This is a genomic window from Pseudomonas sp. BAY1663 (genome assembly GCF_000582595.1).
GTDB classification, from domain to species: domain Bacteria; phylum Pseudomonadota; class Gammaproteobacteria; order Pseudomonadales; family Pseudomonadaceae; genus Stutzerimonas; species Stutzerimonas stutzeri_AF.
Window position 1 is genome coordinate 1 of the sequence record NZ_AZSV01000018.1, and the last position, 20,661, is coordinate 20,661.

Sequence of the window (20,661 nt, forward strand, 5' to 3'; positions counted from 1 at the left end):
CGCAACCTCTTTATTTCGCTAACCTTTTGATTTACAAGAGGTTTTGCTTGATGACTGCGCCGGAAGTGGTGCGCATTATAGGGACCTGATTTCCCCCGTCAACCGTTTGTTTCCAACGGAGCGAAAATAGTCCGGGCAATACGCACCTCCCGTTCTACAGGCAGTCTGTCAGAACAACCTGAGCGTATAGCTCAGAATCAGACGATTCTCATCGATGTCGCTGCGATAGTTCGAGCGAGCCGCCACGTTGCGCACGCGGATACCGACGTTCTTCAGCGGACCGCTCTGCACGGTATAGCCGATGTCCAGATCGCGCTCCCACTCCTTGCCTTCGAAGCCCAGGCCGCTATCGACATTGTCGCCCTTGATGTAACGCACCGTGGTCACCAACCCGGGAATGCCCAATGCGGCGAAATCGTAGTCATGACGCAGCTGCCAGGAACGTTCGTCGGCACCGGCGAACTCATAGGTCGGCACTTCGTTGCCCAGCGGTGCGATGTTATTGAAGACCCGCGGGAACGCGTCGTCGCCGAACATGGCCTGATAGCCGATCATGAAGGTATGGCCGCCACGTTTGGCCGAGAGCTGTGTGAACGCCGCCCGGTTGTCGATAGCGCCAAGCAGCCGGTCACCATCCTCCTGCGAATCGTAGAAACCGATATTGGCACCCAGCACCCAGTCGCCCATTGGCTGGCTGTGCTTGAAGCTGTAGAAGCGCTGGTCGTAGATATCCTCCAGCTGCGCATACCAGATACCCACAGAGGTGCGCTTGTCGTTGAAGGTGTAGTCCGCACCACCATAGTTGAAGCGGTCGCTGCTCAAGCCGGCGCCGAGTTGCGGCGTATGACCGAGCTTGGCAAACATCTCGCCGTCGCCGGCCTCGTTCAGCAGGCTTCCGGAGCGCAACTGGCCGGCTTGCAGCGTCAGTCCGGCGACTTCGTTGGAGACGATGCTGGCCCCCTGGTAGGTCGGCGGCAACAGGCGAATATCGCTGAAGGCGAGCACTGGTAGGTTCGGCGTCAGCTCGCCGATCCTCAGTTCGGTTTGCGACAGCCGCACCTTGAGCGCGGCACCCAGCCGGCTGTAGTCATCCTGCGCCTTGCCATCACTGCCGGTCGGCAGCAGGCCGGTATTGACCCGGCCACCGCCACTGTCGAGCTTGATGCCGAGCATGCCGATGGCATCGACTCCGAACCCGATCGGCCCCTGGGTATAGCCGGAGTTCACCTTGAGGACGAACCCCTGCGCCCACTCTTCGGATTTGGATTGCTGGTTGGGGCCGACGATGTCCGAGAAATCGCGGCTGAAGTAATAGTTGCGCGCCTGCAGCGTCGCGGAGGCATCCCCGATGAAGCCGCTCTCGGCGGCAATCGCATCCGACAGCATGCAAGCGATGCCGAGGGTGAGGGTGATCCGGGTGAACATTGGTTTCTGAATCATGTGGCTCGTCTCTTGTTGTTGTTTTGGGTGCACGCAACCGCTCCCCCGGAATGAGCCGGTGAAAAAGCAGTGGTCGAATGAATCGCTAAGCCGACGGATTCAGCGGGCCGGCTGTTCTCCTTCGGCGCAGGTTGGTCGAGGTATTGCCGCAGGCCCCGGTGTAGGCCGCAGCCCCAGCAGCAGGTGCGCGGCGATACCGAAGATCAGCCCCCAGAACGCCGCCGACAGACCAAGGAAGGACATCCCCGACGCGGTGACCAGGAAGGTGATCAGCGCGGCCTCGCGATCCTGCGCTACGGCCATCGCGCTGCTCAGCGCACCACCGATGGCCGCCAGCAGGGCCAGGCCGGCCAGCGCGGCGATCAGCGCGGCGGGAAAGGCGCTGAAGATCGACACCAGCGTCGCGCCGAAGAGGCCCAGCAGCAGGTAGAACACACCGCCGGACACGCCGGCCACATAGCGCTTGGCCGGATCTTCATGGGACTCCCTGCCGGTACAGATCGCTGCGGTGATCGCCGCCAGGTTCAGCCCGTGGCAGCCGAACGGCGCCAGCAGCAGCGAGCCCAGCGCACTGCTGCTGATCAGCGGGCTGGCCGGCGTACCGTAGCCATCGTTGCGCAGCACCGCCATGCCGGGTACGAACTGCCCGGTCAGTGCCACCATGATCAACGGAAAGGCGATGTTGAGCATCACCTGCCAGCTGAACTCCGGCGCGATCCACACCGGTGTCGCCAGTCCGATCACCAGCGCATCGCTGCGCAGCTCGCCCGAGGCGATGGCGATCGCCACACCGACGACCAGTACCGCGAGCACCGCATAGCGCGGCATGCCCCGCTTGAACACGAGATAGGTGGCGAACATCGCCAACACCAGCCACGGTTGCTCCCTGACCGAGACGAACAGCCCGGTGCCGAAGCGGAACAGGATGCCGGCGAGCATGCCGGCGGCGATGGCGGCCGGCAGCCGGTTGATGATCCGGTCGAACGCGCCGGACAGACCGACCAGCAGCACCACCAGACTGCTGACGATATAGGCGCCGACCGCCTCGTTGAGCGTGATCTCGGGCAGCAGGGTCACCAGCAGCGCCGAGCCGGGTGCCGACCAGGCGATGACGATCGGCACCTTGTAGCGCAGGCTGAGCAGGATGCCGAGTACGCCGCTGCCGATGGAGATCGTCCAGATCCATGACGAAAGCACGTCATGTGGCATGTTCCCGGCCTTGGCGGCCTGGAAAATGATCACCAGCGGGCCGGCATAGGAGATCACGGTCGCGATGAAACCGGCGACCACGGCGGAGAGCGAGAAGTCCTTCAGCAATGCTTTCATGTCGCCTCGCAAGACAGGCCAGGCGATCCGTGACGGTATCCGGACCGCTATTGTTGCAGGTATCGGGCGACGGTGGCACGGCATGCACCACCGACCGGCGATCTTCAGGCGCCCTGCAGCGCGCGCGGACGCTTGCTGCGCTGCTCGGCTTCCGGTGCCGGCGCCCGCTGTAGCTGGAAATCGAAATCCACTTCGGCGAAACGCCCCTGCACGCCGCGCTCACGGCCGGCCTCGGCATCCTCGATGAAGCGAATGTCACCGACCAATCCATCGCGCGTTGCATAGGCGAAGTCGTCCCACAGGTACTGGTCGCCGGACAGGTTGATCTGGGTGGTCAGGTGACGATGGCCCGGCGCGGAGATGAAGAAGTGGAGATGGGCGGGGCGCTGCCCATGCCGGCCCAGCAGATCCAGGACCTCCTGGGTCGGGCCATCCGGCGAGCAGCCGTAGCCGGACGGCACGATGCTGCGCGCGCGGTAGTGGCCATTTTCGTCGGTGACGATGCGCCGACGCAGGTTGTAGTCCGACTGGCTCTTGTCGAAGTATGAATAGTTGCCTTGGGTATTGGCGTGCCAGAGGTCCACCGTGGCACCGGCGACCGGCTTGCCGTCCGTGTCGGTGACCTGTCCCTGCAGGAACATCGGGGTGGCGACATCATCTTCGCTGCCGTCATCCATGCGGGTCACGCCCTGGGCGATCGGCGCGCCGGCCACGTACAGCGGGCCTTCGATGGTTCGTGGCGTGCCGCCGACGAGGCCGGCCTCCTCGTCCTTGGCGTCCTGCAGCAGATCGAGGTAGTGCTCCAGGCCCAGGCCGGCCACCAGCAACCCCGCCTCGTTGCGACCGCCGAGGCGGTTGAGGTAGTCCACCGCCTTCCAGAATTCGTCCTGGGTGATCTCCAGATCCTCGATGATCTTCGCGGTATCGCACAGGATGCGGTTGATCACCGTCTTCATGCGGCTGCTGCCGTTGTCGTTGGCGTAGCGGCGGCTTCCTTGAAGAAGCCCTGAATGGCATCGGTGTGGGAGATTTTCACAGTCATGGCTCAGGCCTCGTCTTGTACTTGTCGTTACGGGATTGGCTAGCGGGGCGCCACGGCCCCAGAATCAGGTGTCGTCTTCGCGGATCGACGAGGGATGGCGGCAGAGCGCTTGCACCTCGATCTCCATGTAGGGGAACAGCGGCAGTTGCGTCAGGGTGTCGTGCAGTTCCTGCACGCTGGCGACGTCGAACAGGCTGTAGTTGGCGTACTGTCCGGCGATTCGCCAAAGGTGGCGCCAAGTGCCATCGCGCATCAGGCGCTGGGCCAGTTCCTTCTCGTCGGCCTTGAGCCGGGCAGCGCTGGCCAGGTCCATGTCCGGCGGCAGTTTCACGGTCATCTTCACGTGGAAGAGCATGTCGGGTTCTCCTCTTATTTACGGCTGAAGAACGCCAGGCGCTCTTCGTCCAGGGTCAGGCCGAGGCCGGGGGTACGCGGCACTTCCAACTGGAAATCGCGGTAGAGCGGCGCTTCGCTGACGATTTCCTCGGTCAGCAGCAGCGGGCCGAACAGCTCGGTGGCCCAGGTCAGCCGGTTCAGGGTGACGAAGGCATGCGCCGATGCCAGGGTGCCGATCGAGCCTTCCAGCATGGTCCCGCCATACAACGCGATGCCCGCCGCCTCGGCGATCTGCGCGGTGCGCAGCACGGCACGCGGCCCGCCGTTCTTGGCGATCTTCAGGGCGAACACGCTCGCCGCGCCGGCGGCCGCCAGGCTGAAGGCGTCCTCGACACTCTCGATGGACTCGTCGGCCATGATTGGCGCCGGGCTGCGCTGGTTCAGGCGCACCTGGCCGGCACGGTTGATCCGCGAGATCGGCTGCTCGATCAGGTCGATGCCGTTGTCGCCGAGGACCTGACAGGCACGGATGGCCTGGGACTCGTCCCAGTACTGGTTGACGTCGACACGCACGCTGGCACGCTCGCCCAGTGCCCGCTTGATGGCGATCACGTGCCGGAGATCGTCGTTCACCGGGTTGGCGCCGATCTTCAGCTTGAAGATGCGGTGGCGACGGCTATCGAGCATGCGCTCGGCTTCCTCGATATCCCGCGCGGTATCGCCGCTGGCCAGGGTCCAGGCGACTTCCAGGCTGTCGCGCACGCGACCGCCGAGCAGTTCGCTGACCGGCAACCCGAGGCGCTTGCCCTGGGCGTCGAGCAAGGCGCTTTCCAACCCGGACTTGGCGAAGGTGTTGCCCTTGGCTGCCTTGTCCAGGCGCAGCATGGCGGCATTGATATTGGCCGCATCCTGGCCGACCCACAGCGGCGCCAGGTGGCTGTCGATGTTGCGCTTGATGCTTTCCGGGCTCTCGTTGCCGTAGGCCAGGCCACCGATGGTGGTGGCTTCGCCGATGCCCTCGATGCCGTCGGCACAGCGCACGCGGATGACCACCAGTGTCTGCTGCTGCATGGTGTGCATCGCCAGCTTGTGCGGACGGATGGTCGGCAGGTCGACGATGACCGCTTCGATGCTTTCGATCAGGCTGTGGCTCATATCAGTTCCCGGATTTCTGGTTCGGTGATCAGGCTTTCGCCGCCGACAGCACCACCGCCGCGGCCGCGCCGCTGCGTTTGCTGGAGACGGCGAAGACGGTCATCGCCAGGGCGGCGATCGCGCCCGGTATGGCAAAGGCGATGAAATTCAGTTGCAGCGGCAGATTGATGCCCATCAGCGCACCGCCGAGCAGCGGGCCGACGATGGCGCCGTTGCGGCCGATGCCCGACGCCCAGCCGAGGCCCGTGGAGCGGATGGACAGGCCGTAGAACTGCGCGGCGCTGGCGTAGAGCAGGATCTGCGTGCCGATGGTGGTGGCGCCGGCGACGGTGATCAGGGTGTAGAGCACCGGCATCGGCGTCTTGAAGCCGAGCAGGCTGATCGACACCGCCGCCAGGGCGAAGAACAGCACCACCACCTTGGCCAGGTTGAAGCGATCACCCAGCCAACCGCCGAGAATCGCGCCGAACATGCCGCCGAAGTTCAACGCCAATAGGAAGGACAGGCTCGAACCCAGGCTGTAGCCGGCGTTGGCCATCAGCTTCGGCAGCCAGGAACCCAGCGCATAGACCATCAGCAGGCAGCAGAAGAAGGCCACCCAGATCGACAGGGTGCGCACACTGCGACCGTCGCGGAACAGCTCCAGCACCGAGGCGCTCTTGCCCTTGACGTCGACCAGCACCAGCTCGTCGCCGGCAGTCAGCCCGCGGTCCGGGTCGATCTTGTCGAGCAGCGCGCGTGCCTGTTCGATGCGGCCCTGGCGTACCAGGAAACCCACCGACTCCGGCAGTTTCCAGAGAATCAGAGGCAACAGCAGCAGCGGCACGGCGGCGGCGAAGAACATCGTCTCCCAGCCGAAGCGCGGCAGCATGTAGATGCCCAGCCCGGCGGAGCACATGCCGCCCAGCGAATAGCCGCTGAACATGACCGCCACCAGCGTGCTGCGCAGCTTCTTCGGCGCGTATTCGTTCATCAGCGCCACCACGTTGGGCATCAGCCCGCCGCAGCCGAGGCCGGCGAGGAAACGGAAGATGCCGAATTCGGCCGGCGTGCTGGCAAAGCCATTGAGCACCGTGGCCCCGCTGAACAGCAGGAAGCAGATGGCGATGCCCTTCTTGCGGCCGATGCGGTCGGCCAGGGTGCCGAACAACAGCGCGCCGAACATCATGCCGAACAACGCGTAGCTGCCGAGCGCACCGGCCTCCAGCGGGGTCAGGCCCCACTCCTTCATGATCACCGGCAAGACCACGCCGTAGATGAACAGGTCATAGCCGTCGAAGATCAGCAGCAGTGCGCATAGGCACATGACCAGCCAGTGGAACCCGCTGAAGCGGGCGTTATCGATGATGTCGTGGACGTTTACTTTGCGCATGGCAAGGCTCTCTCTTTTATTGTTGTTGTGAACACGCGTCGAAGCGGCTGACGATGTTTGCGTAGGCGCCGGGGAACGGCTGATCGCCGGCAAGCCGGCTTCTACAGGTGAAGCGTCACCCCAGGTCGCCACCGCCCACCGGCAGGGTCACGCCGGTGATATAGGAGGCTTCGTCGGAGGCGAGGAAGAGAATCGCGCCGACCTGCTCGTCGAGGGTTCCGTAGCGTTTCATCAGGCTGGACTCGACGGTCTGATCGACGATCTGCTGGTACCAGACCTTTTCCTGCGCGTTCTGCTCGGCGCCGTTGCGCGGGATGCGCCGCGGCGGCGCTTCGGTGCCGCCCGGCGCGGTGGCGTTGACGCGGATGCCGCGCTGGGCGTTCTCGAATGCGAGGCAAGCGGTCAGCGCGTTGACGCCGCCCTTGGCCGCCCCGTAGGGCACGCGGTTGAGGCTGCGGGTGGCGATGGACGACACGTTGACGATGGTGCCGGCGCCCTGTTCCAGCATGTGCGGCAAGGCGGCGTGGCAGCACCACAGCGTGGGGAACAGCGAGCGGCGTACCTCGGCCTCAATCTCGTGCTCCTGGTAATGCTCGAACGGCTTGACCCAGATGGTGCCGCCGACGTTGTTGACCAGAATGTCGAGCCGGCCAAAACGTGCCTTCGCCGCCGCCATCACGCGGTGGCAATCGGCGAACTGCTCGAGGTCGGCGGTCAGCGTCAGCACCTCGGGGCCCTGCCCGCCCAGCTCGTCGGCCAGCTCGTGGACCAGCTCGGAGCGGTCCACGGCCACCAGTCGGCCGCCCTCTTCGACGACACGCTCGGCCACGCGGCGGCCGATGCCCTGGGCGGCGCCGGTGATCACGGCGACTTTGTTATGGAAACGCTTGTTCATCTACCTTTCCTCGTGGTCGAAGCGACGCACAACCCCCTGTAGGAGCGAGCTTGCTCGCGAAGCTTTTCGCTGCGGTAATCCGGGCATCTGGCGGCGTGCCGGCCCCCCTTTTCGCGGGCATGGCCCGCTCCTACGGGGCGTGCCGTGGTTAGCCTCAGGCGCTGGCGGCGAATTTCTCGTAGTAGAAGTTCGCCGGTTGCAGGCCCTGCTGGCGGATGAACTGGCTGACTGCCTCGACCATCGGCGGCGGACCGCAGAGGTAGATGTCCACTTCGCCGTCGTTGAGGTGCCTGGGCTCGATGTGCTGGGTGACGTAGCCCTTGTGTGGATAGCGCTGTCCGGGCTGGCGACGCAGGCGCTGTAGCTGAAGTTGGGAATCAGCGCGGCGAAGGCCTCGAGCTTCTCCATTTCCACCAGGTCGCGATCGTGGGTCACGCCGTAGATCAGGTGCAGCGGATGTTCGCTGCCCTGCTCGGCGATCTTCTCCAGCATGGCGGTGAACGGCGCGAGCCCCGTACCGCCGGCGAGCAGCAGCAGCGGCCGCTTGATGTCGCGCAGGTAGAAGCTGCCCAGCGGCCCGGCCAGCATCAGGCTGTCGCCGGCCTTGGCCAGGTTGGTGAGGAAACTGCTCATCAGGCCGCCCGGCACGTTGCGGATGAGGAAGCTGACTTCGCCATCCTTGGGCAGCGAACTGAACGAGTAGGCGCGGGTCTGGTCGCTGCCGGGCACGCGCAGGTTGACGTACTGTCCCGGCAGGAACGCCAGCTGGCTCAGCGCGTCGCCCTTGAGCGACAGCGCGATGGTGCTCTCGGACAGCTGGCGCACATCGCTGATCGCCGCCTCGAAGCTGATCTGTTCGGTCTTGCACACCTGCGAGGAGGCCGGCACGCGGATCACGCAATCGCTCTCGGCACGCATCTGGCAGGTCAGCACGTAGCCCTGCCCGGCCTCGCCCTCGCTGAGCGCATCTTCTATATAGTCGTCGCCGAGGTCGTAGCGGCCGGCTTCGGCGAAGCACTTGCAGGCACCGCAGGCGCCGTCGCGGCAGTCCAGTGGGACGTTGATGCCCTGGCGGTAGGCGGCATCGGCCACGGTTTCGCCGATGTTGCTCTCGATGAAGCGGGTCACGCCGTCTTCGAAGTTCAGTGCGATCTTGTAGGTCATGGCAGCGCCTCACAGGTGGTACACGTCGATCATCTGGCGGATGTAGTCGTTCTTCAGCACGACCTTCTTGGCCTTGATCAGCGGGTTCTCGCCACGCACATCGAGGGTGTAGAAGCTGGTGCCATAGAAGTGGTCGACGGTCTTGTAGCGGAAGCTCAGGGTGTGCCAGTTGAAGCGCAGCCGGCAGAGGCCATCGGCCTGCTCGAGCAGCTCCAGGTTGCTGATGTTGTGCGAGGTCCGGGTGTCCGGGATGGTCGCGCTGGAACGCTCGGTGCGGATGCGGAAGACCCGGTCCTCCAGGCCGCTGCGGTTGCCGTACCAGATCAGCGAGATCTGGCTCTGCGGGTCCTCGGTCAGTTGGTCGCGGTCGTCCCAGGCCGGCATCCAGAAGCTGGCATCGGGGGCGTAGAGTTCCAGCCAGGCGTCCCAGTCCTTGTCGTCGAGGTAGCGCGCTTCGCGATAAAGGAAGTCACGCGCGGCTTCGTAGGAGATGGTCATTCACGCGCCCTCCACGTGGATCAGTCGTTCGTTCTCGGCTTTCACCGCCCTGAGCATTTGCTGCTGCCAGTAGTGGTGCTGCAGGACGAACAACCCTTCGTCCTCGGTACGCGCGCCGCTCATCAGCGGCTGCAGGTCGATTTCCCGGGCGCCTGCGTCGGCACCGTCGATCCAGTGCCTGGCGCCGCGGGACATGTCGTTCCATTCCATCGCCCGGCCGGCGAAGCCCTGCTGGCAGGCGCGGAACTCTTCCAGGTCGTCGGGAGTGGCCATGCCGCTGACGTTGAAGAAATCCTCGTACTGGCGGATGCGCCGCGCACGGGCCTCGGCACTCTCGCCCTTGGGCGCGATGCAATAGATGGTGACTTCGGTCTTGTCCACCGAGAGCGGCTTGGCGATGCGCAGTTGCGAGCCGAACTGGTCCATCAGGTACAGGTTCGGGTAGAGGCAGAGGTTGCGCGAGTTCTCGATCATCCAGTCGGCGCGGGCCTGGCCGAACTCGGCGATCATTTCCTCGCGACGGGCGTACAACGGACGATCCTCGGGATTGTCCCAGCGGGTCCAGAGCAGCAGATGACCGTTCTCGAAGGAGTAGAAACCGCCGCCCTTCTTGCCCCAGCCGCCGGCGCTCATGGCGCGGATGTCGTCGCCGGCCTCCTTGAGCTTGCGCTGCTGCTGGGTGGCGGCGTAGTTCCAGTGCACGGCGGTGACGTGGTAGCCGTCGGCGCCGTTCTCGGCCTGCAGCTTCCAGTTGCCTTCGTAGACGTAGGTGGAAGCGCCGCGCAGGACCTCGATGCCTTCCGGCGACTGGTCGACCACCATGTCGATGATCTTCCTCGATTCGCCGAGGAAGTCTTCCAGCGGGGCGACGTCCTCGCGCAGGCTGCCGAACAGGAAGCCGCGATAGGACGCGAAGCGCGCGACCTTCTTCAGGTCGTGCGAGCCGTCGCAATCGAAGCTGTCCGGGTAGCCGGCTTCCTTGGGGTCCTTGACCTTGAGCAGCTTGCCGGAATTGTTGAAGGTCCAGCCGTGGAACGGGCAGGTGTAGGTCGCCTTGTTGCCGCTCTTGAAGCGGCACAGCATCGCGCCGCGATGACTGCAGGCATTGATGAAGGCGTTGAGCTCGCCGTCCTTGTTGCGCGCGATGAAGATCGGCTGCCGGCCCATCTGGGTGGTGTAGTAGTCGTTCTTCTCGGGAATCTGGCTTTCGTGGGCGAGATAGATCCAGTTGCCTTCGAAGATGTGCTTCATCTCCAGTTCGAACAAGCGCGGATCGGTGAACATCTCGCGCCGGCAGCGAAAGATGCCCTTCTCTTGGTCTTCTTCGAGCAGCGAATCAAGGTAATCGATTCCCAGGGACATGGCCGGGGCCTCCATTGTTATTGTTTCCACGTGATGAAGGCTACGGCGCGGGGAACGGCATCAATATCCGTTTTCTGCAGGATCTCTATCCGCTTTTTGCAATGTGGCGTGACGCCGCACGACGGACAGGGCAAGGCCCGCCGCGCGGAACGGGCGGCGGAGGGAGGACGAAGAAAAAAGGAACCACCATCCGTTACGGACAGCGGCTCGAGGGGGACTCAATGGTGGCGACGCAGCGTGTCGGAGGGCAGCTCGCCGAAGGTGCTCTTGTAGCTTTCCGAGAACCGCCCCAGGTGCAGGAAGCCATAGTCCATGGCGATCTCGGTGATGTTGCGGACCTTGGCCGAGGGGTCGCTCAGGCGGCCGTGGATCTGCTCCAGCTTGCGCCGGCGGATATAGGACTTGGGCGTGGTGCCGACCTTGCGCTCGAACAGCATGTACAGCGAGCGCAGGCTCATGTTGGCCAGCTCGGCCAGTTGCTCCACGGAAATGTCCTTTTTCAGATGCTCGTCGATGTAGTCGCTGATGCGCCCGAACGACGGGCAGCTGTCGCCCAGCGGCTCGCGACACACGTTGTTGGCGAGCATGCACAGCAGCTTGCCGGCGATGATGCGGCTGTACTGCTCCTGGATCTGTGGCACGCTCTGCTCGGCCTCGGCTTCCTGGCAGATCAGCCCGAGCAGGCTGTCGAAGCCCTCCAGCTGCTGCAGCTTGTAGCGATTGTTGGTGAAGCGGACTCCGCTGCTCGGCGCCTGCCAGTGGTTCTCGCTGCAGGCGGTCTGCAGAACCGAGGCCGGCAACTTGACGATGAGCTTTTCGCAATCGTCGGAATAGGTCAGGTCGACCGGATCGTCCGGATTGATCAGCAACAGCTCGCCAGGGGTGAAGTAGTGTTCCTGGCCATTGCCCTTCCACAGGCAATGCCCGCGCTGCAGCAGTTGCAGGTGGTAGATGGTCTCCAGCGCCGGCGAGGAAACATGGACGCTGCCGCCGTAGCTGATCCGGCAGAGGTCGAGCTTGCCGAACGTGCGGTGGCTGAGGCTGGCCTGCGGGCTGCCCGTGCGCGGCAGGCGAATGCAGTGCGAGCCCACATGCTGGTTGACGTATTCCGAAACGGCATGCGGGTCGGCACGCTCGAAAATCCTGCTCTTGGCTTTCAGCAGACTATCCATCACAAGGCACTCGCATAATTTTTATAGTTGCGCCGACGCTGCGACTTCGCCCGGCGCCGTCCTCGTCACGCACAGGCAAGCGGTACGCACGCGAATCGACTCACGGCCAGTGATATCGGCTGGACGAAGCATAGGAGATTCGACCAAGGGCCGACACCCGGGCCGTTCGGTGACCGAACGCTTTTTACCGGAACAACTGGCTGCTCAGGTCGGCGCTGGCCGCCTGGAGAATCGGCAGGAAGCGTTTTTCCAGCTCGCCCGCCGAGACGCGGCCGGCATGGGTACTGACGTTCATCGCGGCCAGCACGTGGCCGGTGGAGTCGTAGACCGGGACCGCGATCGAGCGCAGGCCCTGCTCCAGCTCCTGGTCGACGATGCACCAGCCTTGCGCCCGCACCTGCTGCAGGCATTCGAGCAGTGCCTCGGGGGTGTACAGCGTGCGGCTGGTCTTCATCTGCAGGTCGGCATGGGCCAGGTAGTCGCGCAACTCCTCGTCGGTTCTGGCCGCCAGCAGGATTCGTCCCATCGAGGTGCAATAGGCCGGCAGCCGGCTGCCGACGCTCAGGTCCACCGAAATCAGCCGTTGCGGAACCGCCGAGCGCGCCAGGTAGAGCACCTGCTCGCCTTCCAGCGTGGCCAGGTTGCAGGCCTCGTGCAGTTGCTCGCTGATGCGGTCGAGAAACGGCTGCGCCGATACCGCCAGCGGCGTCGAGGACAGGTAGGCATGGCCCAGCGTCAGGACCTTGGGCAGCAGCGAATAGGTCCGCCCATCGGTGGTGACGTAGCCCAGCTGCATCAGGGTGTACAGGCAGCGCCGCACCGCCGCGCGCGGTATCTCCGTGCGGTGGCTGATCTGGGCGATGGTCAGGTGGCGCTTGCGTTCCTGGAAGGCATTGACCACCGCCAGCCCCGCGCCAGCGACGACATGAAATTGGGATCGCCGGCGAACTGCTCGATGCGTCGGGCCGGCGACGGCGCGGCCGGTGGCGGGGCCAGTATAGGGGTGCGCTTCTCGTCCATGGCTCATTCCCGTGCGAAGACAGCTTCAGGCGATTATCGAACGTAGCGCTCGATAATCGTAACGCCCTGAGCATATCCCACCCCGGGCGGGCCGGGCTCGATGCAGGTTTTACAAGGTGTATGCTCGGTGCACTCTTCCGGTGACCGGATCCAAGCGAGCGGAGATGCCCATGTACCTGTCCGATGCGAACGAGCGCGACCTGCTGCTGATCATCGACGTGCAGAACGACTTCTGCAGCGGCGGCGCCCTGGCGGTTCCCGACGGCGAGGCCGTGATAGCCCCGATCAACCGGCTGTGCGAACGCTTCGCCCACGTCGTGCTCACCCAGGACTGGCATCCCGCCAACCACCACAGCTTCGCCAGCAGCCATGCCGGGCGCAGTCCGTTCGAGCAGATCGAGGCGCCCTACGGCCTGCAGACGCTGTGGCCGGATCACTGCGTCCAGGGCAGCGTCGGCGCGGAGCTGCATCCGCAGTTGCGGGCAACGCACGCCGAACTGCTGCTGCGCAAGGGCTATCGCGCAGCGATCGACTCCTACTCGGCGTTCTACGAGAACGACCGGGCCACGCCCACCGGGCTGAGCGGCTACCTGCGCGAACGTGGCTTCGAACGGCTTTTCCTCTGCGGCCTGGCACTGGATTACTGCGTGCTCTACTCCGCGCTCGATGCACGCCGCGAAGGCTTCGCGGTGACAGTGCTAAAGGATGCCTGTCGCGGCCTCGACGTGCAGGGCTCGGTGGCCGCGGCACTGACGCAGATGGCCGCCGCCGGCGTCGAGCTTCGCTGAGCGGCCCGCCAGTCGCCGGCCGCGGCTTAACGGATCAATGGTCATGAGGCCCGACCGCTCTTCTACTATGGTTAGCCTCGGGATGGTTAGCGGGTCCGCCGGCCGTTGGGGCAAACCGGGCTCGTGCTACGAAGGTGAGCCGATCCCGATTGTTCGAAGGAGTTCGCCATGCTCACGAAGCTCTTTTTCGCCGGTGACCTGATGTGCGGACGCGGTATCGACCAGATCCTGCCACGGCGGGGCGACCCGCACATATACGAGCCCTATGTGCAGCATGCCGGCGATTATGTGCGCCTGGCCGAAGAAAAGAGCGGCAGGATTCCCAGCACCGTCGACTATGCCTATCCCTGGGGCATCGCCCTGGACGCACTCAGCTCGCGACGGCCGCACGTACGCCTGACGAATCTCGAAACCTCGCTGACCAGCCGTGGCGAACCCCGCCCGCATGGCCTGCACTACCGGATGAACCCGGGCAACATGGGCATCCTCGAGGTGGCCGAAATCGATTGCTGCTCGCTGGCCAACAACCACGTGCTCGACTGGGGCGAAGCCGGCCTCAGCGATACGCTGGAAACCCTCGACAACCACCACATCCGCCACGCCGGTGCCGGCCCGAACGACAGCGCGGCCGAAACGCCCGCGGTCCTGCCCCTACCCAACGGTCGCAACATGCTGGTGTTCGCCTACGCCACGCGCGACAGCGGCGTGCCGCCTGACTGGGCAGCCGATGCCCACGAACCGGGGGTCGCCTGGCTGCCCGACCTGTCCACGCGTACCCTGCGCCGCGTCGCCCAGCGCATTCGCTCGCGCAAGCGCCCCGGGGATCTGGTGGTGGTTTCGTTGCATTGGGGCAGCAACTGGGATTTCGGACTGCACGAGGAGCAGACCCGCTTTGCCCGCGACCTGATCGACGAAGCCGGCGTCGACCTCATCCACGGCCACTCGTCGCATCACGTCAAGGCGCTGGAAGTCTACCGCGAGCGGCTGATCGCCTACGGCTGCGGCGACCTGCTGAACGACTACGAGGGCATCGACGGGCATGACGACTATCGTGGCGACCTGGGCCTGCTCTACTTCGCCAGCCTGAATGCCGACGGCCGGCTGGCCGCTCTGGAACTGCTGCCGATCAAGCGCGCCCGGCTGCGCCTGACCCAGCCCGACGCCAAGGAGCGCGACTGGCTGCGCCAGGTACTCAGCCGGGACTCGGCACGCTTCGGCTGCAGCCTGGAGCCGACCACCAACGACAGCTTCACGCTGACCTGGCCGGCCACGCATCACTGATGCCGTCTTTCGGCAACCGGCGGTTCGGGCAGAGGCTTTCTTGCTAGACTACGCGCCCTCGAAATGCCGACACGCCCGCACCATGCCAAGCGATGGTGCCGGCGGAGCCGGCCGGCCCGCTGCAACAGACACGATTCGATGCCCCAAGAAGCCGCCACCCCAGCACTCACGCGCCCCACGCCGCCGTCCCGACGCTTTTCCGTCGCGCCGATGATGGACTGGACTGACCGCCATTGTCGGTTCTTCCTGCGCCAGCTCTCCCGGCATACCCTGCTCTACAGCGAGATGGTCACCACCGGCGCGCTGCTGCATGGCGATGCTGCGCGCTTCCTGCGCCACGACGAGAGCGAGCATCCCCTGGCGCTGCAGCTGGGCGGCAGCGTGCCGGCGGAACTGGCGGCCTGCGCCAAGCTCGCCGAAACCGCCGGGTATGACGAGGTCAACCTCAACGTCGGCTGCCCCAGCGACCGGGTACAGAACAACATGATCGGTGCCTGCCTGATGGGCCACCCACAGCTGGTGGCCGACTGCGTGAAGGCCATGCGCGATGCCGTCGGTATCGAGGTCACCGTCAAGCACCGGATCGGCATCAACGGACGCGACAGCTACGCCGAGCTGTGCGACTTCGTCGGCCAGGTCCGCGACGCCGGTTGCCGCAGCTTCACCGTGCATGCGCGCATCGCCATTCTCGAGGGCCTGTCGCCGAAGCAGAACCGCGAAGTACCACCGCTGCGCTACGACGTCGCGGCGCAACTGAAGCGGGATTTCCCCGATCTGGAAATCGTCCTCAACGGTGGCATCAAGACACTCGACGAATGCCGGGAACATCTGCGGACGTTCGATGGCGTCATGCTCGGGCGCGAGGCCTACCACAACCCCTACCTGCTGGCACGGTCGATCAGGAACTGTTCGGCAGCACGGCCGCACCGATCAGCCGCGCCCAGGCGCTGCGCAATCTGCGCCCGTACATCGAACGGCATCTGGCCGAGGGCGGCGCCCTGCACCATGTCACCCGCCACGTGCTCGGGCTGGGCCAGGGCTTCCCCGGCGCCCGGCGCTTCCGCCAGCTGCTCTCGGCGGACATCCACAAGGCGAACGATCCATTGGCCCTGCTGGAACAGGCCATCCTGCTGCTGGAAGGGCACTGAGCGCGCGGAACGCTCGCCGGCCAACTCGATCAAAGGCCAGGCGCATCCGCGCCCATGCGCCCGTTGAGCGGGCCGATGGGCTCGGGTAAGGTCATGTCACTCACAGGATGGAGCCCGCCTTTCCATGACTTCCAAGCTGGAACAACTCAAGCAGTTCACCACCGTCGTCGCCGATACCGGCGACATCGATGCCATTGCCCGCCTGAAACCGGTGGACGCGACCACCAATCCATCGCTGCTGCTCAAGGCGGCCGCCATGCCGCGCTATGCCGACCTGCTCGGCAATGCGATGAAGCAGTGCCAGGGCGACATCGGCCTGGCCTGCGACCTGTTCGCCGTGGCGGTGGGCAAGCAGATCCTCGAACTGATCCCCGGGCGCATCTCCACCGAGGTCGACGCGCGCCTGTCGTTCGATACCCAAGCCATGATCCAGCGCGCCGAGCGCCTGGTCGGCCTCTACGAACAGGCCGGCATCGGCCGCGAGCGCATCCTGATCAAGATCGCCTCCACCTGGGAAGGCATCCGCGCGGCCGAGCAGCTGGAACGGGCCGGCATCCAGACCAACCTCACCCTGCTGTTCTCCTTCACCCAGGCGGTCGCCTGCGCCGAGGCCGGCGTATTCCTGATCTCGCCTTTCGTCGGGCGCATCTACGACTGGTACAAGAAGCACGAAGGCCGCGACTACCAGGGCAGCGAGGACCCGGGCGTGCGTTCGGTCAGCCGGATCTACGACTACTACAAGGCGCATGGCTACCAGACGGTGGTGATGGGGGCCAGCTTCCGCAATATCGGCCAGATCGAGGCGCTGGCCGGCTGCGACCGGCTGACCATCAGCCCGGAACTGCTCGGCCAGCTCGCCGAGGCCAGCGGCACGCTGCAACGCAAGCTCGAGCCGGGGCGCGAAGCCGAACCGCGCATCAGCCTGGATGAAAAGGCCTTCCGCTGGGGGCTGAACGAAGACGCCATGGCGACGGAGAAGCTTGCCGAAGGCATTCGCCAGTTCGCCCGGGATCAGGAGAAGCTCGAAGCGCTACTGGCAGATCTGGCCTGAGTTCCGGTCAGGAACGCTCCAGCGCGGTGACGAGGTCATGGAAGGCCTCGCGGTTGGACTCGTTGAGGCTCATCAGGATCCGGTGAGCCTCCAGCACCTTGGCCTTGACCACGTCTTCCGACTGATCCTGCGACGGCAGGTCGGTCAGGCATTCCGGACACGGCAGCGGCGTGTTGACGATATTGAACACCTGGTCGAACCCCATCGACTGCAGCAGGCGGGTGATGTCCGGGTGGGTGGTGACCAGCGTCGGCAACATGCCCACCTTCTGCCGCGACAGGATCGACAGCTTGGCCAGCAGGCCCAGGGTGGTGCTGTCGATGCTGCGGCTCTCGGTCAGGTCGATGACGATGGAGGAGAAGTTCAGCGACGAGAAGATTTTCTCGATTGTCGCATCCAGCGCCGAACAGAGCGTCAGACGGATCTCACCCACGAACTTCAGTACAAAGGTGCCATCCATCTCGGCGAACTGGATTCTACCAGTACTCATGCAAGGTTCCTGCTCAACACCAGCAAGGCGATATCGTCGGGCATGTCGGCCAGTTCGGCCAACCCGAAGACTCGACGTAATCCATCCAGCGTGCCGCCAGCGTCAGTGACCAGACCGGGCAACGCAGACTCTTTTTCTTTGAGTGTCTCGCCGGGCAAAAGGTCCAGAATGCCGTCGGAGAGCAAGGTCAGGCTGAAGGTCTGTGGCAGCTTCAGCTCGAAATCCTGGTAGGTCGCCTCGGCGAACAGCCCGACCGGCAACCCGCGTCCTTCCAGGTAATGGGCGCTATCGCCCGTGTACAGAACCGGCATCGGCAGATGACCACCGATGCTGTAGTGCAATACGTCACGCTCCTGATCGATCACGCCGCCGAGCATGGTGACATGCTTGCCGAGCTTGCAGTTGATCAGCCCGCGGTTGATGTGATCGAGCACTTCCGACGGCTTGAACTCGCGCAGCGTACCGCCGCGACGCGACTCGTACAGCAGCCGCGTGGTCATGAATTTGAGCAGCACGGTGACGAACGCCGACGAGGCACCGTGGCCGGAAACGTCGGCGAGGTAGAAACCGATACGCCGTTCGTCCACCCGGAAGTAATCGACGAAATCACCGGACAGGTAAAGCGACGGAATGATCTGGTGGGCGAAATCGAAACCGTCGGCGCTCCAGGGCGTCACCGGCAGCATGTTCATCTGCACCTGGCGACCGGCGTCCTGGTCCTCCTGCAGCAGGTGCAGGCTGGCCTGCAGGTCGCGGTTGGCGGTTTCCAGCTGCTCGCGATAGCGCCGGTTCTCCAGCCGCAGGCGGGAGCGATCCAGCGCGCGACGCACCGAATGCTCGAGCATCGCCAGATCCTCCAGCGGCTTGATCAGGTAATCGGCGGCGCCCAGGCGCAGCGCTTCCACGGCGTCACTCATCACCCCGGCACCGGAAACCACGATCACCGGCAGGTCGAGCTGGCGCTCGCTGATCTGGCGAATCAGTTCGAGCCCGTCCATCTGCGGCATGCGCAGATCGCAGATCACCAGGTCGGGCTGCTCGGACTCGAAGAGTTCCATACCCTGTGGACCATTGGCGGCCTGCAGGACACGAAAGCCGCTGTCATCCAGATAGGCGGCCAGGCTGGCCCGAACCACATCGTCGTCATCTATGATCAGCAGCGTCGCGCTTGGTTTGTGCATGTTCCTACCAGGCGGTGTCGCCAGGATGATTGGCGAAAGCATTGGCCCCGCGCGGACGCCGGGCATGGGTTCGTTTCAAGGCGCAGACGGTACTCCCATACGATCGGGGTTTCAAGCCGACCGGCCGGCACGTTGCAGGCCGGATTGATGAGAACTATAAGAACCTCGGCAACCATATATAAAAGGACTAAAAAACATGAGTCAGAACGACCGGGACTACAGCGAAAAGCGCGATTTCATCCGCATGCACATCGAAACGGCCGTGACCCTGGAAATCGACGGCACCAGCCTGGAGGGAACCTGCATCGACCTGTCCAGCACCGGCATGCAGGTCGTCGCCCGGACGGCGCTGCAGACGGGCGAACGGCTGCGGGTACTGATTCCTTCCGAGCACAGCGCGCTCAAGGGGCTGGATGCACAGACCGAGGTGGTGCGCGTCAGCCAGCTGGACGACGGCCGGCAAAGCCTGGGGCTGGCGATATTGGCGATGGCCTGAGGATGAGCGCCTCGCGCCTCAAGCTGCGCACCCCGCCCCAACCTGCACGCCGCAACCCAGGCGATGCATCTCGACCCGCGTAGGTTGGGTTGAGCGGAAGCGAAGCCCAACATGCGAGCTATCAGGCGCCACAATCATTCGTTGCCCCAGGCGAATTGGCCCATCGCTATAGCGCCAGACCTTCCCCGCTCAGAAGTCGTCTTCGACCTGGCCGTCCAGGGTACGGAACTCGCGGTTCTGCAGGTAGGCGTTACGCACGAAGATGTACTTGTCGCCGGTGATCATCTTCTCGGCCGACAACAGCCCGGCACGCGTGTCGACCACGTCCACCGCCCGCGTCACGTTGCGGGTCGGCACGTGATCCATGTAGGGATAGGGCTCGAGGAAGGCGTCCGGCACCCGGCCGAAGGCATCGCGCACAGAGCTCGGGCCGAGCAGCGGCAACACGACATAGGGCCCGCTACCCAGGCCCCAGGCCCCCAGGGTCTGGCCGAAATCCTCGTCGTTCTTCTGCAGCCCCATGCGGCTCGCCACGTCAAAGAAGCCCAGCAGGCCGAAGGTGGTATTGAACAGGATGCGGCTGGTGTCGATGCCGGCATCGCGGACCTTGCCCTGCAACAGGTCGTTGGTCAGCACCACCACATCACCGAGGTTGCCGAACACGTTGCCGATGCCATCCTCGAGGAAATCCGGCGTCACCTTCTGGTAACCCTTGGCCAACGGCTTGAGAGTATAGGTGTCGACCGTGTCGTTGAAGCGGAACACCGCGCGGTTCACGCCTTCCCACGGGTCCTCTTCGGCGGCCTGCGAGAAAGTCGAACCCAACACGGCGGCGGCAGCGACCAGGCTGGCCCTGAGCACGACGAACCAGTCCGTAGCGATATTAGGCATAGCAACTCTCCCTTTTGAATATGTGTGCGACGCGCCAACGCAGACCGCGCAGTATAGAGCCATTTTCATTTTCGGCAGCCGCGGATACGAAACACATCGTTGCAGAATCCTGCGGATAAACCCTGTCGCCCTGCCGCTCTAAAGGAACAGACAAGCCCCGCACCGCTGGTTTACCCTTTGCTCATCGAGGTCCATATCCATGTTGTCCAGAGAGGGAAGCAATATGCCGGAACATGATCTGCAGTCGCAGCTCGAAGAACTGCGTAATCAACTGGCCCAGGACACTCCGCTGACCGATGAGGAGCGCGCTTCGCTGCAGGCGATCGCCCAGGACATCGAAGCCCGCCTGGCGACCCGGGGCACGACCGAGTACAACGATTCGCTGGTGGATGGCGTCAACCTGGCGGTGGAGCGCTTCGAAGTCAGCCATCCGAGCATGGCCCTGACCCTGCGCAACATCATGCAAACCCTGGCGAACATGGGAATCTGAGCCGTCGGAATGAAGAGACCGCGGGGTGCTAGCAAAAATTCCGGCCCCGCGGAAAACCACTCG

General features: G+C 64.4%; 17 protein-coding genes and 4 pseudogenes. 6 read left to right on the forward strand and 15 right to left on the reverse strand.

From position 1 onward, the window contains the following. Nucleotides 1–168 precede the first annotated feature (168 nt). From BAY1663_RS07610 to BAY1663_RS07665, 12 genes and pseudogenes are all read right to left on the reverse strand, one after another. Nucleotides 169–1,440, reverse strand: a complete 1,272-nt coding sequence (locus tag BAY1663_RS07610; RefSeq protein ID WP_177325802.1) for an OprD family porin — start codon at nucleotides 1,438–1,440, stop codon at nucleotides 169–171. Between the two features lie 99 nt (nucleotides 1,441–1,539). Next, a complete protein-coding gene (locus BAY1663_RS07615) occupies nucleotides 1,540–2,766 on the reverse strand; it encodes a benzoate/H(+) symporter BenE family transporter (RefSeq protein WP_037039146.1) in 1,227 nt (408 codons plus the stop codon). 104 nt (nucleotides 2,767–2,870) lie between these two features. Continuing rightward, a pseudogene (catA, locus tag BAY1663_RS07620) lies at nucleotides 2,871–3,808 on the reverse strand (catechol 1,2-dioxygenase). A gap of 64 nt (nucleotides 3,809–3,872) precedes the next feature. Beyond that, nucleotides 3,873–4,163: a muconolactone Delta-isomerase gene (catC, locus tag BAY1663_RS07625; protein WP_037039149.1), complete on the reverse strand. Its 291-nt coding sequence runs from the start codon at nucleotides 4,161–4,163 to the stop codon at nucleotides 3,873–3,875. 14 nt (nucleotides 4,164–4,177) lie between these two features. Next, on the reverse strand, nucleotides 4,178–5,299 hold the full coding sequence (locus tag BAY1663_RS07630) for a muconate cycloisomerase family protein (protein WP_037039152.1): 1,122 nt from the start codon (nucleotides 5,297–5,299) through the stop codon (nucleotides 4,178–4,180). Nucleotides 5,300–5,327: 28 nt separating this feature from the next. Then, nucleotides 5,328–6,671: an aromatic acid/H+ symport family MFS transporter gene (locus BAY1663_RS07635; protein ID WP_037039154.1), complete on the reverse strand. Its 1,344-nt coding sequence runs from the start codon at nucleotides 6,669–6,671 to the stop codon at nucleotides 5,328–5,330. Nucleotides 6,672–6,786: 115 nt separating this feature from the next. After that, nucleotides 6,787–7,566 carry a 1,6-dihydroxycyclohexa-2,4-diene-1-carboxylate dehydrogenase gene (locus tag BAY1663_RS07640; protein ID WP_037039158.1) on the reverse strand — a complete coding sequence of 260 codons (780 nt, stop codon included), beginning with the start codon at nucleotides 7,564–7,566 and terminating at the stop codon, nucleotides 6,787–6,789. Nucleotides 7,567–7,720: 154 nt separating this feature from the next. Next, nucleotides 7,721–8,730 (reverse strand): annotated as a pseudogene (gene benC, locus BAY1663_RS07645) (benzoate 1,2-dioxygenase electron transfer component BenC). A gap of 9 nt (nucleotides 8,731–8,739) precedes the next feature. Continuing rightward, nucleotides 8,740–9,228 carry a benzoate 1,2-dioxygenase small subunit gene (gene benB, locus BAY1663_RS07650; protein WP_037039160.1) on the reverse strand — a complete coding sequence of 163 codons (489 nt, stop codon included), beginning with the start codon at nucleotides 9,226–9,228 and terminating at the stop codon, nucleotides 8,740–8,742. Next, nucleotides 9,229–10,590 (reverse strand): benzoate 1,2-dioxygenase large subunit, encoded by a 1,362-nt coding sequence (gene benA, locus BAY1663_RS07655; RefSeq protein ID WP_037039248.1) that lies wholly within the window; start codon nucleotides 10,588–10,590, stop codon nucleotides 9,229–9,231. Between the two features lie 218 nt (nucleotides 10,591–10,808). Further along, complete coding sequence (locus BAY1663_RS07660) at nucleotides 10,809–11,762, reverse strand: helix-turn-helix domain-containing protein (protein ID WP_037039163.1); 954 nt, start codon at nucleotides 11,760–11,762, stop codon at nucleotides 10,809–10,811. 184 nt (nucleotides 11,763–11,946) lie between these two features. Continuing rightward, nucleotides 11,947–12,782 (reverse strand): annotated as a pseudogene (locus BAY1663_RS07665) (IclR family transcriptional regulator C-terminal domain-containing protein). 164 nt (nucleotides 12,783–12,946) lie between these two features. Between BAY1663_RS07665 and pncA the strand changes: the two are divergent. The 4 genes and pseudogenes from pncA to tal all read left to right on the forward strand — a co-directional run bounded on the left by pncA (nucleotide 12,947) and on the right by tal (nucleotide 17,050). Further along, nucleotides 12,947–13,570 carry a bifunctional nicotinamidase/pyrazinamidase gene (gene pncA, locus BAY1663_RS07670; RefSeq protein ID WP_218186653.1) on the forward strand — a complete coding sequence of 208 codons (624 nt, stop codon included), beginning with the start codon at nucleotides 12,947–12,949 and terminating at the stop codon, nucleotides 13,568–13,570. A gap of 168 nt (nucleotides 13,571–13,738) precedes the next feature. Further along, the gene (locus tag BAY1663_RS07675) at nucleotides 13,739–14,851 is read left to right on the forward strand and encodes a CapA family protein (protein ID WP_037039168.1); all 1,113 of its coding nucleotides are present in this window, start codon (nucleotides 13,739–13,741) and stop codon (nucleotides 14,849–14,851) included. A gap of 138 nt (nucleotides 14,852–14,989) precedes the next feature. Continuing rightward, a pseudogene (gene dusA / locus BAY1663_RS07680) lies at nucleotides 14,990–15,999 on the forward strand (tRNA dihydrouridine(20/20a) synthase DusA). Nucleotides 16,000–16,123: 124 nt separating this feature from the next. Next, nucleotides 16,124–17,050 carry a transaldolase gene (gene tal / locus BAY1663_RS07685; RefSeq protein ID WP_037039170.1) on the forward strand — a complete coding sequence of 309 codons (927 nt, stop codon included), beginning with the start codon at nucleotides 16,124–16,126 and terminating at the stop codon, nucleotides 17,048–17,050. Between the two features lie 7 nt (nucleotides 17,051–17,057). On the opposite strand, the gene rssC is transcribed toward tal, so the two are convergent. Further along, nucleotides 17,058–17,540: an anti-sigma factor antagonist RssC gene (gene rssC / locus BAY1663_RS07690; protein ID WP_037039172.1), complete on the reverse strand. Its 483-nt coding sequence runs from the start codon at nucleotides 17,538–17,540 to the stop codon at nucleotides 17,058–17,060. After that, nucleotides 17,537–18,721: a two-component system response regulator RssB gene (gene rssB / locus BAY1663_RS07695; RefSeq protein WP_037039175.1), complete on the reverse strand. Its 1,185-nt coding sequence runs from the start codon at nucleotides 18,719–18,721 to the stop codon at nucleotides 17,537–17,539. The genes rssC and rssB overlap by 4 nt, the downstream gene beginning before the upstream one ends. 196 nt (nucleotides 18,722–18,917) lie before the next feature. Here rssB and BAY1663_RS07700 point away from each other — a divergent pair, with 196 nt between their 5' ends. Beyond that, a complete protein-coding gene (locus BAY1663_RS07700) occupies nucleotides 18,918–19,217 on the forward strand; it encodes a PilZ domain-containing protein (RefSeq protein ID WP_037039178.1) in 300 nt (99 codons plus the stop codon). A 189-nt stretch (nucleotides 19,218–19,406) separates the two neighbouring features. Here the strand turns inward: BAY1663_RS07700 and BAY1663_RS07705 are convergent, their stop codons facing one another. Then, nucleotides 19,407–20,108, reverse strand: a complete 702-nt coding sequence (locus tag BAY1663_RS07705; RefSeq protein WP_037039182.1) for a VacJ family lipoprotein — start codon at nucleotides 20,106–20,108, stop codon at nucleotides 19,407–19,409. A gap of 223 nt (nucleotides 20,109–20,331) precedes the next feature. Between BAY1663_RS07705 and BAY1663_RS07710 the strand changes: the two genes are divergently transcribed. Continuing rightward, nucleotides 20,332–20,598 (forward strand): DUF4404 family protein, encoded by a 267-nt coding sequence (locus tag BAY1663_RS07710; RefSeq protein WP_037039184.1) that lies wholly within the window; start codon nucleotides 20,332–20,334, stop codon nucleotides 20,596–20,598. Nucleotides 20,599–20,661 lie beyond the last annotated feature (63 nt).